Below are 766 nucleotides of genomic sequence, written 5' to 3' on the forward strand. Positions count from 1 at the left end.
GCGCGCGCGGCCCGATCGTCGAGACCCAGCCGCGCGGCCGCGCGACGCTCGGCGTCGAGGGCACGCAGGTAGGCCCGGTTCGGCTCCTCGGACCACGGCACGGGTTCGCCCGCGCTCCACCCGGAGGCCTCGAGCGACTCGCGCGCCAGGTCGACCGCGACGACGGCGTAGGCGAACGCATCGAGCGCGCGCCCTTCCGAATCGGCCCGATCGGCCAGCTCGGCCCACGCGAGCGGCGAGGACGGGTGGTCCACGACGACTCCGGCGACCGACCCGCGAGCGGCCTCGCTCAGCGCCTGCCGCACCTCGGGTTCATCGGCGAGCACCGCCTCGGGCTCGGGTGGGGTCTGTTCCTGAGTCACACTCAACCGTAACGCATGGGGTTCGGGCGACCCGGGAGCGCGGGAGGACGACCGCGGGGCCCGCCGGCCGGCGAGGCGTGCCGTCAGGGGAGCTCGTGCCGCCCCCCGCCCGTCACGACCGGCTGCACCCCGGCGAGCGCCCGGCCGAGCCCGAGGTCGACGAGCACGACGCGTCCGACGACCTCCACCGCGGGCCCCAGCAGCAGCCCCGCCTTCACGGCGCCCATCGTCACCGTCACGTCCGCCGGAAGCACCGTCGGGTCGGGCACGCGCCCGTCGTCGGGCGAGATCCCGCTCGGCAGGTCGACCGCGACGACGAGCGGATGCCGCGTGCCGCTCCCGGCACGCGCGACCCACTCCGGCCCGAGCACCGTGCGCACGCGCGCCACGACCTCGCGAGCCGT

The 766-nt window shown here is 77.0% G+C and carries 2 protein-coding genes; both read right to left on the reverse strand.

Going from position 1 to position 766, the window contains the following annotated elements; genetic code table 11:
• Positions 1 to 362, reverse strand: a 362-nt coding sequence (locus ESO86_RS17945) for a DUF3151 family protein (RefSeq protein WP_165308378.1), incomplete at its 3' end; no start/stop codon positions are given.
• 83 nt (positions 363 to 445) lie between these two features.
• The coding region (locus ESO86_RS17950) for an NAD(P)H-hydrate epimerase (RefSeq protein ID WP_277985256.1) at positions 446 to 766 on the reverse strand (321 nt) is incomplete at its 5' end.

Source organism: Agromyces binzhouensis (genome assembly GCF_004135055.1).
GTDB classification, from domain to species: domain Bacteria; phylum Actinomycetota; class Actinomycetes; order Actinomycetales; family Microbacteriaceae; genus Agromyces; species Agromyces binzhouensis.